This window comes from Pseudomonas sp. 4CAES_32.4, assembly GCF_058136335.1.
The window spans coordinates 512,303-527,137 of sequence record NZ_CM176882.1 but is presented as its reverse complement, the minus strand read 5'-3'; the positions used below and the strand labels follow the sequence as shown (position 1 = coordinate 527,137).

At 60.0% G+C, this 14,835-nt stretch carries 8 protein-coding genes; 4 read left to right on the top strand and 4 right to left on the bottom strand.

Features of this window, described 5'->3' with window-relative positions:
- Positions 1-242: 242 nt before the first annotated feature.
- On the bottom strand, positions 243-1,727 hold the full coding sequence (putP, locus tag AC3Y64_RS02335; RefSeq protein WP_489986298.1) for a sodium/proline symporter PutP: 1,485 nt from the start codon (positions 1,725-1,727) through the stop codon (positions 243-245).
- Between the two features lie 458 nt (positions 1,728-2,185).
- Here putP and putA point away from each other — a divergent pair, with 458 nt between their 5' ends.
- Entirely contained in the window at positions 2,186-6,139 is a 3,954-nt protein-coding gene (putA, locus tag AC3Y64_RS02330) for a trifunctional transcriptional regulator/proline dehydrogenase/L-glutamate gamma-semialdehyde dehydrogenase (RefSeq protein WP_489986297.1), read from the top strand.
- Between the two features lie 256 nt (positions 6,140-6,395).
- Positions 6,396-8,198, top strand: a complete 1,803-nt coding sequence (locus AC3Y64_RS02325) for an acyl-CoA dehydrogenase (RefSeq protein WP_489986296.1) — start codon at positions 6,396-6,398, stop codon at positions 8,196-8,198.
- 142 nt (positions 8,199-8,340) lie between these two features.
- Here the strand turns inward: AC3Y64_RS02325 and AC3Y64_RS02320 are convergent, their stop codons facing one another.
- From AC3Y64_RS02320 to AC3Y64_RS02310, 3 genes are all read right to left on the bottom strand, one after another.
- On the bottom strand, positions 8,341-10,278 hold the full coding sequence (locus AC3Y64_RS02320) for a methyl-accepting chemotaxis protein (protein WP_489986295.1): 1,938 nt from the start codon (positions 10,276-10,278) through the stop codon (positions 8,341-8,343).
- A 99-nt stretch (positions 10,279-10,377) separates the two neighbouring features.
- The gene (locus AC3Y64_RS02315; protein WP_158954693.1) at positions 10,378-10,680 is read right to left on the bottom strand and encodes a cell division protein ZapA; all 303 of its coding nucleotides are present in this window, start codon (positions 10,678-10,680) and stop codon (positions 10,378-10,380) included.
- Entirely contained in the window at positions 10,677-10,907 is a 231-nt protein-coding gene (locus tag AC3Y64_RS02310; protein WP_008077586.1) for a hypothetical protein, read from the bottom strand. Before AC3Y64_RS02310 ends, AC3Y64_RS02315 begins: the two co-directional genes overlap by 4 nt.
- Before the next feature lie 277 nt (positions 10,908-11,184).
- Here AC3Y64_RS02310 and AC3Y64_RS02305 point away from each other — a divergent pair, with 277 nt between their 5' ends.
- The gene (locus AC3Y64_RS02305; protein WP_489986294.1) at positions 11,185-12,810 is read left to right on the top strand and encodes a methyl-accepting chemotaxis protein; all 1,626 of its coding nucleotides are present in this window, start codon (positions 11,185-11,187) and stop codon (positions 12,808-12,810) included.
- Between the two features lie 250 nt (positions 12,811-13,060).
- On the top strand, positions 13,061-14,803 hold the full coding sequence (locus tag AC3Y64_RS02300) for a potassium/proton antiporter (RefSeq protein ID WP_034152922.1): 1,743 nt from the start codon (positions 13,061-13,063) through the stop codon (positions 14,801-14,803).
- Positions 14,804-14,835: the final 32 nt, after the last annotated feature.

The window sequence follows — 14,835 nt, the reverse complement described above, 5'->3', positions numbered from 1 at the left end:
CTCTGAAAATTGGCACATCCGACTACAGACAAATCCGAACAAACACCACAAAACCCTGTGGGAGCTGGCTTGCCAGCGATGAGGTCGGCACCTTCAACTTATTCATTGACTGAAGCACCGCCATCGCTGGCAAGCCAGCTCCCACAGGTTTCTCCAGTGTCCGCAAGAAATCACAGGCACAAAAAAACGGCCCGTCTCCTGTAGGAAACGGGCCGCTTTCGTGTGAGCCGAAGCTCAGTGCATTACTTGTTCAGATTGAAATCTTTTTCCGCTGCTTCGAAGCGTTCGACCATGCCGCGAGTCGGTTCGCCCGCCTTGCTGACAAAGTAGATCGCCAGGCTGGCGAAGATGAAGCCCGGGATGATTTCGTACAGACCCAGCAGTTCGAAATGCTTCCAGACCACCACGGTGACTGCACCGACGATGATGCCGGCCAGTGCGCCGTTGCGGGTCATGTCTTTCCAGATAACCGAGATCAGTACAACCGGACCGAACGCAGCACCGAAACCAGCCCAGGCGTAGGACACCAGGCCCAGTACGCGGTTTTCCGGGTTGGCGGCCAGACCGATGGCGATCAGGGCAACCAGCAGAACCATCGCGCGGCCAACCCACACCAGTTCAACCTGGGACGCGGATTTACGCAGGAAAGTTTTGTAGAAGTCTTCGGTCAGGGCGCTCGAGCACACCAGCAGCTGGCAGCTCAGGGTGCTCATGACTGCAGCCAGAATGGCCGACAGCAGGACACCGGCAACCCATGGGTTGAAGAGGATCTTGGCCAGCTCGATGAACACACGCTCAGGGTTCTCGGTGACTGCACCCGCCACTTCCGGGTGCGCCGAGAAATAAGCGATACCGAAGAAGCCCACGGCCACAGTGCCGCCCAGGCACAGAATCATCCAGGTCATGGAGATGCGACGTGCCTTGGCAATCGACTTCACCGAGTCCGCCGCCATGAAACGCGCGAGGATGTGCGGCTGACCGAAGTAGCCCAGACCCCAGCCCATCAGCGAGATGATGCCGATGAAAGTGGTGCCTTTAAGCATGTCGAAGTTGCTTGGATCTTGTGCTTCGATGGCGAGGAACGTGGTGTCGACGCCGCCGGTGGCCAGCAGGACGATGATCGGCGTGAGGATCAGCGCGAAAATCATCAGCGTGGCTTGCACGGTGTCGGTCCAGCTCACTGCCAGGAAACCACCGATAAAGGTGTAGGCAATCGTCGCCGCAGCACCGGCCCACAGCGCCGTCTCGTAGGACATGCCGAAGGTGCTTTCGAACAGACGGGCACCGGCCACGATGCCGGAAGCGCAGTAGATGGTGAAGAACACCAGAATCACCACCGCCGAGATGATCCGCAGCAGGCCGCTCTTGTCTTCAAAACGGCTGGCGAAGTAGTCCGGCAGGGTCAGGGCGTCGCCGTTGTGCTCGGTCTGCACACGCAGACGGCCGGCAACGAACAGCCAGTTCAGGTAGGCACCGATGATCAGGCCGATGGCGATCCAGCTTTCGGAAAGACCGGACATATAGATGGCGCCCGGCAGGCCCATCAACAACCAGCCGCTCATGTCGGACGCACCGGCAGACAGCGCGGTGACGACGCTGCCGAGGCTGCGACCACCGAGAATATAGTCAGAAAGGTTGTTGGTGGAGCGATAGGCCATCAAGCCGATCAGCACCATTGCTGCGATGTAGATCACGAACGTGATCAGGGTTGGATTGCTTACGCTCATTGAGTTACGCCCTGGCTTTGTTTTTATGTAGCGGCAGTGGTGAACCGCTCGCAAACGACGACGTTTGGCAGACGATCCGGAATCCCGCGCATTTAGGACTGATGTTTCCCCAGGAAAGCCATCAGCCGGTGCGCCGGATTATTTCCGGTTGCACCTTGGGCGCGAATGCTATGCAACAAATCAAATAAGGTGCAACCAGTTTCGCGAGAATTAGTTGCACCTAGTCGGATTTATCGACAATCACCGTGTTTTTGCTCCCTTTTGTGGCAGTCATGGCCCTTTGCTAGAAGCAAAAGCACCAAGCAGGAGCAGCACTTTCGTACCAGAAAATAATTCCTGACGAGTTGCCTATTATTCCGACAAAAAAAGGGTTGCACCCGGTTGCACCTCGTTCAGCGCACGGCTAATCTTGCGGCCAGCTGATGCCACGCAACTGTGGCAACCATGAGGATAAAAATATGGCTACCACCACCCTTGGGGTCAAACTCGATGACCCGACCCGCGAGCGCCTGAAGGCTGCCGCAACCTCGATTGATCGCACGCCGCACTGGCTGATCAAGCAGGCAATTTTCAATTACCTGGAAAAACTCGAGGGTGGTGCAACCCTGACCGAGCTGAACGGTTTGACCGCCAAGGACGCCGATGAGGCGGGCGAAGTCCACACCGATCACGCCCACCAGTGCTTCCTCGAATTCGCTGAAAGCATCCTGCCGCAATCCGTTCTGCGCGCCTCGATCACCGCCGCTTACCGTCGCCCTGAGCCAGAAGTCGTGCCGATGCTGATCGAGCAGGCTCGCCTGCCGATCGCCATGGCTGAAGCCACCAACAAGCTTGCTGCCTCCATCGCGGAAAAACTGCGTAACCAGAAAAGTGCCGGCGGTCGTGCAGGCATTGTTCAGGGTCTGCTGCAGGAATTTTCCCTGTCGTCCCAGGAAGGCGTGGCGCTGATGTGCCTGGCCGAAGCGCTGCTGCGTATCCCGGACAAGGGCACTCGCGATGCGCTGATCCGCGACAAGATCAGCACCGGCAACTGGCACCCGCACCTGGGCAACAGCCCGTCGCTGTTCGTCAACGCGGCCACTTGGGGCCTGCTGCTGACCGGCAAACTGGTCTCGACGCACAACGAAGCCGGCCTGACCTCGTCCTTGAGCCGCATTATCGGCAAGAGCGGCGAGCCGATGATCCGCAAGGGCGTCGACATGGCCATGCGCCTGATGGGCGAGCAGTTCGTCACCGGCGAAACCATCGCCGAAGCACTGGCCAACGCGAGCAAGTTCGAAGCCAAGGGTTTCCGTTATTCCTACGACATGCTCGGCGAAGCCGCACTGACCGAGCACGACGCGCAGAAGTACCTGGCTTCGTACGAACAAGCCATCCACTCGATCGGCAAAGCCTCCCACGGTCGTGGGATTTATGAAGGCCCGGGCATCTCCATCAAACTGTCGGCACTGCACCCGCGTTACAGCCGTGCGCAGTACGAGCGTGTGATGGACGAGCTGTACCCGCGTCTGCTGTCGCTGACCCTGCTGGCCAAGCAATACGACATCGGCCTGAACATCGACGCCGAAGAAGCCGACCGTCTCGAACTGTCGCTGGATCTGCTCGAGCGCCTGTGCTTCGAGCCGCAATTGACTGGCTGGAACGGCATCGGTTTCGTCATCCAGGCCTACCAGAAGCGTTGCCCGTACGTGATCGACTATGTGATCGATCTGGCCCGTCGCAGCCGTCATCGCCTGATGATCCGTCTGGTGAAAGGCGCGTACTGGGACAGCGAAATCAAGCGCGCCCAGGTCGAAGGACTGGAAGGCTATCCGGTCTACACCCGCAAGGTGTACACCGACGTTTCCTACATCGCTTGCGCACGCAAACTGCTGTCGGTGCCGGAAGTCATCTACCCGCAGTTCGCCACGCACAACGCCCACACCCTGTCGGCCATTTACCACATTGCCGGTCAGAACTATTACCCGGGCCAGTACGAATTCCAGTGCCTGCACGGCATGGGCGAACCGCTTTACGAACAAGTTGTAGGCAAAGTTTCCGAAGGCAAGCTGAACCGTCCGTGCCGCGTGTACGCACCGGTCGGCACCCACGAAACCCTGCTGGCTTACCTCGTACGTCGCTTGCTGGAAAACGGCGCGAACACTTCGTTCGTCAACCGCATCGCCGATCAGTCGATTTCGATTCAGGAATTGGTGGCCGATCCGGTAGCGCAGATCGAGCAGATGGCGACCGTGGAAGGTGGTTTCGGCTTGCCGCACCCGCGCATTCCGTTGCCGCGTGACCTGTACGGTTCCGAGCGCGCCAACTCCAGCGGCATCGACATGGCCAACGAACATCGTCTGGCTTCGCTGTCCTGCGCCCTGCTTGCCACCGCGCACACCGACTGGAAAGCCGCGCCGATGCTCGGTTGCGCCTCCAGCAACGAAACACCAGCCGCCGTTCTGAACCCGTCGGATCACCGTGATGTGGTCGGTCACGTGCAGGAAGCCACCGTCGAAGACGTCGACAACGCGATTCAATGCGCGCTGAACGCAGCACCGATCTGGCAGGCCACCCCGCCGGCCGAACGTGCGGCGATTCTGGAACGTGCCGCTGACTTGATGGAAGGCGAGATCCAGCCGTTGATGGGCCTGTTGGCTCGTGAAGCCGGCAAGACCTACGCCAACGCCATCGCCGAAGTCCGCGAAGCGGTCGACTTCCTGCGTTATTACGCGGTGCAGGCGCGCAACGACTTCAGCAACGACGCCCACCGCCCTCTGGGTCCGGTGGTGTGCATCAGCCCGTGGAACTTCCCGCTGGCAATCTTCAGCGGCCAAGTCGCCGCCGCACTGGCTGCCGGTAACCCGGTATTGGCCAAACCGGCTGAACAAACTCCGCTGGTCGCCGCTCAAGCCGTGCGCTTGCTGCTCGAAGCCGGGATCCCGGAAGGCGTGCTGCAATTGCTGCCGGGTCGCGGTGAAACCGTCGGCGCTGGTCTGGTCGGCGATGAACGCGTCAAAGGCGTGATGTTCACCGGTTCCACCGAAGTCGCGCGTCTGCTGCAACGCAACATCGCTGGCCGTCTCGACAGCCAGGGCCGTCCGATTCCGCTGATCGCCGAAACCGGTGGCCAGAACGCAATGATCGTCGACTCCTCGGCACTGACCGAACAAGTCGTGATCGACGTGGTGTCGTCGGCGTTCGACAGCGCTGGTCAGCGTTGCTCGGCACTGCGCGTACTGTGCCTGCAGGAAGATTCCGCCGATCGCGTCATCGAAATGCTCAAAGGTGCCATGGCGGAAAGCCGTCTCGGCAACCCGGAGCGCCTGTCCGTGGACATCGGCCCGGTGATCGACGCCGAGGCCAAGGCTGGCATCGACAAGCACATCCAGGGCATGCGCGACAAAGGTCGCACCGTGTACCAGGTGGCTATCGCCGATACCGAAGAAGTCAAACGCGGCACCTTCGTCATGCCGACCCTGATCGAGCTGGAAAGCTTCGACGAGTTGCAACGCGAGATCTTCGGCCCGGTACTGCACGTGGTGCGCTACAAGCGCAAAGAGATCGATCAACTGATCCGCCAGATCAATGCTTCCGGTTATGGCCTGACGCTGGGCGTGCACACCCGCATCGACGAGACCATCGCCAAGGTGATCGACAACGTCAACGCCGGTAACGTCTACGTCAACCGCAACATCGTCGGTGCCGTGGTCGGCGTGCAGCCGTTCGGCGGCGAAGGCCTGTCGGGTACGGGTCCGAAAGCCGGTGGCCCGCTGTACCTGTACCGTTTGCTGGCGACACGTCCTACCGATGCCATCGAACAATCCTTCGCTCGCGGTGATGCCGTTATCGCCCCGGACGTTCGTTTGCGCGACGCCATGAGCAAACCGCTGAACGCCTTGAAAGCCTGGGCTGAAAGCAACAAGTACGCCGAGCTGAGCACCCTGTGCGCGCAGTACGCGGCGCAATCACAAAGCGGCATCACCCGCGTGCTGGCCGGCCCGACCGGCGAGAAAAACAGCTACGCGATCCTGCCGCGTGAGCATGTGCTGTGCCTGGCGGAAGTTGAAGGTGATCTGCTGACGCAACTGGCTGCGGTATTGGCCGTAGGCGGTTCGGCAGTGTGGCCAGAGTCCGACATCAGCAAGGCATTGTTCGCACGCCTGCCGAAGGAGATTCAGGCGCGGATCAAGCTGATTGCCGACTGGAATAAAGACGAGGTGGTATTTGATGCGGTTCTGCATCACGGTCATTCCGACCAGTTGCGCGGCGTTTGCCAGCAGATCGCCAAGCGTGCTGGCGCGATCGTTGGGGTTCAGGGCTTGTCCCAGGGCGAGACCAACATTGCGCTGGAGCGTCTGGTGATTGAGCGGGCATTGAGCGTTAACACTGCTGCGGCGGGTGGTAATGCGAGCTTGATGACCATCGGCTAATACCGATAAACCAGGTGCCTGTATCGGTGCCCGGCATAGCAACAATCCCTGTGGGAGCTGGCTTCCCAGCGATATCGATGTGTCAGTCACCATTAATATTGACTGATCTGCCGCCATCGCTGGCAAGCCAGCTCCCACAGTGTTTTGTGGTGTTGTTAAGTCGGCGCGCGGCTCCAACATCACGCCCATCAATCATCCTGTTCAGCCTTTATCAGCACGCCTAGACTCGGCCCAACCCCATTCCAGGTAGGCCGCCATGTCCGAGACGCTGCTCAGTTCCCGCAATCTGGCTTTCGAGCTGTATGAAGTCCTTGATGCCGAGGGCCTGACCCGGCGTGAGCGCTTTGCCGAGCACAATCGCGAAACCTTCGACGCCGCCATCGGCACCGCGCGCAACATCGCCGAAAAGTACTTCGCCCCCCACAACCGCAAGGGCGACGAGAACGAGCCGCGCTATGAAGACGGTAAGGCGATTCTGATTCCCGAAGTGAAACCGGCGGTGGATGCCTTTCTTGAGGCCGGATTCCTCAACGCCGCGAGAAGTTTCGAAGACGGCGGCATGCAACTTCCTACGCTGCTATCGCAAGCCTGTTTTGCGCATTTCCAATCGGCCAACGCGGCCTCGACTTCGTATCCGTTCCTGACCATGGGCGCGGCGAACCTGATCGAGAGCTTTGGCACCGAAGAACAGAAGCAACGCTTTCTGCAGCCGATGATCGATGGCCGCTTCTTCGGCACCATGGCCCTGACCGAGCCCCACGCAGGTTCATCGCTGTCGGATATTCGTACACGCGCCGAGCCTGCGTCCGATGGCACCTATCGCCTCAAAGGCAACAAGATTTTCATTTCCGGCGGCGATCATCCGCTCTCGGAAAACATCGTGCATATGGTCTTGGCCAAACTGCCGGACGCGCCACCAGGAGTGAAAGGCATTTCGCTGTTCATCGTGCCGAAGTTTTTGGTCAACGATGACGGCAGCCTCGGTGAGCGCAATGACGTGCTGCTGGCCGGGCTGTTCCACAAGATGGGCTGGCGCGGCACCACCTCCACAGCGCTGAACTTCGGCGATAACGGCGAGTGTGTCGGCTATCTGGTAGGCAAGCCGCATCATGGTTTGAGCTACATGTTCCAGATGATGAACGAGGCGCGGATCGGCGTCGGCATGGGCGCGGTAATGCTTGGTTATGCCGGTTATCTGTACTCGCTGGAGTACGCCCGCGAGCGTCCGCAGGGTCGGGTGCCGGACAGCAAGGATCCGACTACTGCGCCAGTGGCGATCATTCAGCACGCGGACGTCAGACGCATGCTGCTGACGCAAAAGTCCTACGTCGAAGGTGCTTTTGACCTCGGCTTGTACGCGGCGCGGCTGTTCGATGACACCACCACACTGGAAACCGAAGCCGAGCGCAAACAGGCCCACGAGTTGCTGGATCTGCTGACCCCCATCGTCAAATCCTGGCCCTCGGAGTTTTGCCTGAAGGCCAACGAACTCGCGATCCAGATTCTTGGCGGTCACGGCTACACCCGCGAATACCCGGTGGAACAGTACTACCGCGACAACCGCTTGAACCCGATCCACGAAGGCACTCACGGCATTCAGTCGCTGGACTTGCTCGGGCGCAAACTGGCGCAGAACGGTGGCGCGGGGCTCAAGCAACTGATTCGTCTGATCGCCAACACCGCTGAGCGCGCAACGGCGTACGAATCGCTGACGGCGTTGAGTGAGCCGCTGGAAAAACTGGTGGCACGCCTGCAAACGGTGACCATTGGTTTGCTGACCGATCTGGGGCAAGGCAAGGTCAACAGCAGCCTGGCGAACTCGGCGTTGTACCTGAAGGTATTTGGGCACGCGGTAATTGGCTGGCGCTGGCTGGAACAGGCGATTCGCGCCGAGGAAGGATTGGCCAAAGGCAATGCTGCGGATGCTGATTTCTATAAAGGCAAGTTGCAGGCGGCGCGGTATTTCCTGACGTGGGAAGTACCGGGTTGCCACCATGAACTGGCGTTGCTGGAGGCGCGGGATGATACATGTCTGGCGATGCAGGATGCGTGGTTCTGATCCGGATTATGCGTAGTGGCTGATGCCGTCTTCGCGGGCAAGCCCGCTCCCACAGGGTTCGGTGGTGTTCACACATCATGTGAACCGCCGCAATACCTGTGGGAGCGGGCTTGCCCGCGAAGGGGCCCGAACTGACGAAGCATCAGCTCAATTTAAACCCGCCCATCTGCCGCGCCAAATCATCCGCCAGCTTCTGCAACATCTGACAATCCTCACGACACGCCCGGACCTCCCCAGCCGTCGCCCGCGCCAGGTCGGAAATGCCCTGCACGTTGCGGTTGATCTCTTCAGTCACCGCCGACTGCTCTTCCGTCGCTGTCGCCACTTGGTGGTTCATGTCGCTGATACGCTCGACCTGCCCGGTAATCGCCGTCAACGACGCACCGGTGCGCTGGCTCGACTCAACTCCGGTGCCCGTCGCAGCCTGACCGGTGCGCATTGACGACACGGCGTTTTCCGCGCCTTGCTTGAGGCTGCCGATCATCTGTTGAATCTCGTCAGTGGAGGCCTGGGTGCGTCGCGCCAAGGTGCGCACTTCATCGGCGACCACCGCAAAGCCTCGGCCCATGTCACCAGCCCGTGCCGCCTCAATTGCAGCATTGAGCGCCAACAGGTTGGTCTGCTCGGACACCCCGCGAATCACCGCCAGCACCGAATCGATCGACGCCACCTGGTGCGCCAACTCACCCACCGCGCCGGCCGCCAGCCCAATCTCATCGGACATGCTTTCAATATGCCGGATCGAACCGCCAACGACTTCTCGCGCCTGCATCGCTTCATCCCGCGCGGTTTGCGAGGCGAGTGCGGCGTTGCCGGCGTTCTGCGCGATTTCCTGCACGGTCAGGCCCATCTCGTGAACGGCAGTGGCGACCATGTCGGTCATTTCCTGCTGACGGCCGGAACGCTCGGCGGTGTTCTCCACCACTTTCGCCACTTGCCCGACGGCCGTGCGCAGACGCTCGCTGGTGGTCAACACTTCGCCGATCATCCCGCGCTGACTGTCGAGGAAACGGTTGAAGCCGCGAGCGAGGTCGCCCAACTCATCGGCGCGGCTGGAATCTAACCGGTGGGTCAAATCTCCACCACCGCTACCGATTGCTACCAGCGCCGCTGTTACTTGGCGAATCGGTCGCACCAGACCCTGTGCCAGCCAGACCACCAAGGCGAGGCACACCAGCGCCACCGCCAGACCGATGCCGCCGCTCATCCACATCGCTTTGCGCGCTTCGGCGTAGATCTGCGACCGCGGCACTTCGGCCACCAGGGTCCAGCCTAAATCGCGCAAAGGCAGGCTGAAGGCGAGAAAGTCTTCTCCGTCACGCTGGAAGTTGCTGCTGACGGCATTTTTTTGACCGAGGACAGTCTGCGCAGCCGAAGCACCAATCTGCTCCGTCAAGGTGCGTTTACCACTGAATTGCGCCTCGGGATGCACCTGAATCAAACCGTCCGAACGCACCAAATAGACCTTGCCGCGCTCACCAAAGCTGAAGTTGTGGATCAGCTCCGACAACTCTTTCATGCTCAGCCCGAGCCCCGCGACGCCGACCACTTTGCCGGCCTGCTCGACCTTCAGGTCAATGAACAATGCCAACTCTCCAGTGGCCCCGTCGTTATCGATATTCAGGGTGCGCGGCTGATCGCTGTCGAGGAAAGAATAGAACCAGGCATCGGCCGGTTTGGAACGACTGAGGGTGCGATCCAGGCCTTTTTCGGTGATGTAATGATTGGATTCAGTGCCGATGATCAACGCAGTGAACGCTTTGTGTTCGGCGCGGATGCCTTCCAGATACTGCGCGAAGCCAACCGTTTTGCTGCCGTCCTCTCCCGAGGCCAGCCAGTCGCGGACCATGGTGTTGCTGGCAATGTCTTTGGCGGCGGTAAGCGGCTGGACGAGGATGCGTTCGATGTCGTTGCGCGTCGCTTCGATGCTCGACGGCAGGGCTTGTTCGACCAGATAGCTCTGGGCGAGGCGGTTGACCACCAGGGTATAAATGCCAACCACGATCAGAATGCTGACCAGCAGGGCGGTGCCCATGCTGAGAATCAGCTGCCATTGAATACTGCGTCGCCACAACTGCATGGAGCACCCCCAAAGAATAAGTGGCGGAAGCAATGCAACAGCCGTGCCGATTGTATACAACCTGATCGACAATCTATTCTTTGGTTGTGCGCAACCCCATCAACCCTGATTGATGGTCTTGGCGATGGTGTCGACCGTGGCGCTGACTTGCTCTTGGTAACGGTCGAGTTCTTCCTGATGCAGCTTCTTCATTTCAATCTGCTGCGAGCACAGATTCATCGCTGCCAGCACCAGCAAGCGGTCACCGATCAGTGTCGGGTATTTGCGTTTGGTGTCGGCCAATGCGGCTTTGAGCATCAGTGCCGCGTCCAGCAGGGTCTGTTCTTCCCCGGCCGGTGCCTTGATCGAATAGTCCTCCCCGAGAATGGAGATGACTTTTACCCCTGCTGTCTGGTGGTTCATGCGCTGACCGGACCTGCATTGACGCGATCAACCAGAGCTTGAATGCGTGCAGCGGTGGCGCCGTGCTTCTCTTCCTGTTCCATCAGGTTCAGTTGCAGGCTTTCGTTTTCATCCTTGGCCTGAGCCAGTTCCGTGGACAGGTTCTGGTTGGTTTGTGCGAGGGTCTGGTTTTGCTGCACCAGGTCGCTGACGAGCTGTTCCAATTGGCTGAGGGATGCTTCCAACATTTTGATCTTCCAGGCGTTTTTCAAAGGGCGCGTACGATAAAGAAAAGTCACCACAGATGCCAGGGTTAAACCGGCGCAAGGCCTTGATTTTCCTGGTGGGCGACCGTTCTCGCGAGTTTTAAAGACTGTGATTTACCGATCTTGTTCCTGCACTTCGTCGCCGGACGGCCGCTGCGACAAATGCGCACATGAACTAAAGAGTTCATTGGCCTGACCGATAAGTCATCCAACAGCAGTTTCAGCCCGCATGGATGCGGCCCTTCTCGGTATCCAGTCCATGTCCCTTCGCAATATGAATATCGCCCCTCGGGCGTTCACCGGTTTCGCCCTTATCGGCGGCCTGATGTTGATCCTCGGCGTCTTCGCCCTGAACCAGATGAGCAAAATCCGTGCGGCCGGCGAAGACATCGCCACCGCCAGCGTGCCGTCGATCAAAGCCCTCGATGAGTTCACCCAGCTGACCCTGCGTCTGCGCGTGCTGTCCTATCGCTTGCTGATCAACCGCGAAGCGGATGTGCAGCAGAAAACCATGGACCTGTTCGACATGCGCAACCGGCAGATCGCCGACGCCCAACGCGCCTACGAACCTTTGATCGACGGCCCGCAGGAACGCGCGGCTTACGAGCAGTACGTGCAGTTGCTGGCGCAATACCGTCAGCTTGAAGACCGCATGAAAACCCTGTCGCGCAACAATCAGGTCGACGAATTGCGGCAGATGCTCAACAGCGATTTGCTGGCCAACTCTGAAGCGGTGAACACCGCACTCGCACGGCTGCTGGAGATCAACACCCAGCAGATCGCCGAGACTGATCAAGGCGCTTCTGATCAATATTCGATGTCGTTCAATCTGGTCGTGACCTTGTTGGTCATTGCTACCGGCCTGACCTTCCTGTTCGCCTGGCTGCTGACGGTCAGCATCACCCAGCCAATCTCCAAAGCACTGGACGCTGCGGAAACCATCGCTGAAGGCAACCTGACCCAGCCGATCCACGTCGACGGCAGCGACGAAGCCGGACGCCTGCTCGCGGCCATGGCCAAGATGCAAGCGAAACTGCGCGACACCTTGCAGCGCATTTCCGGTTCGGCCACGCAACTGGCCTCCGCCGCTGAAGAGCTGAACAGTGTCACCGACGAAAGCGCTCGCGGCCTGACCCAGCAGAACAACGAAATCGAGCAAGCGGCCACAGCGGTCAATGAAATGACCAGCGCCGTCGAAGAAGTCGCGCGCAACGCCGTGAGCACGTCGGAAGCTTCGAAGAACGCCACCACTTCGGCTGGCGACGGTCGTGATCTGGTGCAGGAAACGGTCAGCGCCATCGAACGCATGAGCGCCGACGTGCAGAGCACGGCATCGTTGATCGGTGACCTGGCCAACGAATCCCGCGACATCGGCAAGGTGCTGGACGTGATTCGCGGTCTGGCGGATCAAACCAACCTGTTGGCACTGAACGCTGCCATTGAAGCGGCACGCGCCGGTGAGGCCGGTCGTGGTTTTGCCGTGGTGGCCGACGAGGTTCGTGCCCTCGCGCACCGTACCCAGCAGTCGACCAGCGAGATCGAGCGAATGATCGGCAGCATTCAGAGCGGCACCGAACACGCCGTGGATTCGATGCGCAACAGCACCGAGCGCGCCGAGTCGACGCTGAACATCGCCCGTGGCGCCGGCATGTCGCTGGACACCATCAACACCGCCATCGTCGAGATCAACGAACGCAACCTGGTGATCGCCAGCGCCGCCGAAGAGCAGGCGCAAGTGGCGCGGGAAGTGGATCGCAACCTGGTGAACATTCGTGACCTGTCGGTGCAATCGGCGACCGGGGCGAATCAGACCAGTGCGGCGAGCAACGAGCTGTCGCGCCTGGCGCTGGACCTGAACAACATGGTTGGGCGGTTCAGCCTCTAAAAACAAAAGATCGCAGCCTTCGGCAGCTCCTACATGGGATTGATGTGAACCCTGTTTGATCGTTGCCACGTTCTGCGTGGTAATGCAGAGCGTGGCAACGATCAGCACCCTGTAGGAGTTGCCGCAGGCTGCGATCCTTTGATCTTGAAAAAACCTTTTTGACAGCATCACATTTCAACAGGTTAGAATCGCTGGCACGCAGACTGCATGGTCAGTTTGCGCCCGTCTTTATGTCTCTGGAGTACTGCCTTTGAATGCGACGACCATCAACAGCCTGTTCTTGATCGGCGCGTTGCTGGTAGGCGCAAGCATTCTCGTCAGTTCTCTTTCTTCCCGTCTCGGCATTCCGATTCTGGTCATCATTCTTGCGGTCGGCATGGCCGCCGGGGTCGATGGCGGCGGCATTATTTTCGATAACTACCCGACGGCCTATCTGGTCGGCAACCTCGCACTGGCGGTGATCCTCCTCGACGGTGGCTTGCGTACACGTGTCTCGAGTTTCCGCGTGGCGTTATGGCCGGCGCTGTCGCTGGCGACGGTCGGCGTGTTGATCACCACCGGGCTGACCGGCATGGCGGCAGCGTGGCTGTTCGACCTGAACCTGATTCAAGGCCTGCTGATCGGCGCCATCGTCGGCTCGACCGACGCCGCGGCGGTGTTCTCGCTGCTGGGCGGCAAAGGCCTGAACGAACGGGTCACCGCCAGCCTGGAAATCGAGTCCGGCAGCAACGACCCGATGGCGGTGTTTCTCACCGTGACCCTGATCGACATGCTCGCCAGTGGCCAGACCGGTTTGCACTGGAGTTTGTTGACCCATCTGATCCGCGAGTTCGGCATTGGCGGCGTGATCGGCCTCGGCGGCGGCTGGCTGATGTTGCAACTGGTCAACCGCATCAATCTCGCGGCGGGCCTGTATCCGATTCTGGTGATCGCCGGTGGTCTGGTGGTGTTCGCCCTGACCAACGCCTTGCACGGCAGCGGTTTCCTCGCCGTTTACCTGTGCGGCCTGGTCATCGGCAACCGCCCGGTGCGCAGCCGTCACGGCATTCTGCACATGCTCGACGGCATGGCGTGGCTGGCGCAGATCGGCATGTTCCTCGTGCTCGGGCTGCTGGTGACGCCGCATGACTTGCTGCCGATCGCCCTGCCCGCTCTCGGTCTGGCGCTGTGGATGATCTTGTTCGCGCGGCCGCTGTCGGTGATGGTCGGCCTGCTGCCGTTCAAGGCGTTCCATGGTCGCGAGAAGGCGTTTATTTCCTGGGTCGGCTTGCGTGGCGCGGTGCCGATCATTCTGGCGGTGTTCCCGCTGATGGCCGGCCTGCCGAATGCGCAGCTGTACTTCAATCTCGCCTTCTTCATCGTGCTGGTGTCGCTGCTGGTGCAAGGTACGAGCCTGCCGTGGGTCGCCAAACTGCTGAAAGTGACGGTGCCGCCAGAGCCTGCGCCGATTTCCCGGGCGGCGCTGGAAGTCCATGTCACCAGCGAGTGGGAGCTGTTCGTTTACAAGCTCGGCGCGGAGAAATGGTGCATCGGTTCGCCCCTGCGCGAGCTGAAAATGCCCGAAGGCACACGTATCGCAGCACTGTTTCGTGGCCAGCAACTGCTCCATCCGTCGGGTAGTACGGTGCTGGAAGTCGATGATTTGCTGTGTGTTATCGGCCATGAACACAACCTCGGCGCCCTCGGAAAACTGTTCAGCCAAGCCCCGCAACGAGGCCTCGATCTGCGTTTCTTCGGCGATTTCGTCCTCGAAGGAGACGCCCAGCTTAAAGCGGTTGCAGCGCTGTATGGCCTACCGGCCGACGGCATCGATCCGGACATGACCCTGGGCGCCTTCATTGCCCACAAGGTCGGTGGTGCGCCGATCGTGGGTGACCAGGTGGAGTGGAACAACACCCATTGGACCGTCGCGGTCATGGACGGGAACAAGATCGGCAAAGTGGGCGTCAGATTCCCCGAAGGAAGTCGCCCGGGCCCCGGGCTCTTCCTCTAAACTGCGTCCACTATCACTTGCTTGACCGGTCT